At 62.7% G+C, this 561-nt stretch carries 1 rRNA gene; it reads left to right on the top strand.

The annotated features are described in order from the left end of the window. Positions 1–447: 447 nt before the first annotated feature. Positions 448–561: ribosomal RNA gene (locus ABD644_RS22665) — 23S ribosomal RNA — on the top strand; the annotation flags it as partial.

Below are 561 nucleotides of genomic sequence, written 5' to 3'. Positions count from 1 at the left end.
TTCCCTCGCTGGAAGTGGTGCAGAGCCGCGCCCAGGCCGTGACGGTCATCCAGTTTCGGATGGCTGCGGGTGTCTGGGGTGGTGCTCGAGGGTGGAACGCTGACCAGTTCGGCCGGCATCGTCTGCCACTGCTAGTACGGCCCTTCGGGGCGTGGAACGCGCGTGGTGGGTGAGGGTCTGGTTCGTAGGCACGCTGTTGGGTCCTGAGGGAGTGGACCTGTCCGGGGTTTCCCGGGTGGGGGACGATCTCGTTCAGTGCCGTCCTGCTTCTCGTACCGCCTGGGTCCCTGTGGGGAATCCGGGGTCTGGCGGGGACAGATGGGTGGTGTCTGGTCGTACGTTGAGAACTGCACAGTGGACGCGAGCATCTTCTGACTCTGTATGTAGGAGTTTGTGTAGGCCCGCAGCACGCTTCCTTCCGGGGGTGGTGTTGCGGGATTTTTGTGTGGCCAAGTTGTTAAGGGCACACGGTGGATGCCTGGGCACCAGGAGCCGATGAAGGACGTAGGAGGCTGCGATAAGCCTCGGGGAGCTGTCAACCGAGCGTTGATCCGAGGATTT

The sequence above is a fragment of the Blastococcus jejuensis genome, from assembly GCF_039534705.1.
GTDB lineage: Bacteria > Actinomycetota > Actinomycetes > Mycobacteriales > Geodermatophilaceae > Blastococcus_B > Blastococcus_B jejuensis.
The sequence above is the reverse complement of the archived record's forward strand: the minus strand, read 5'-3'. Positions and strand labels throughout refer to the sequence as shown.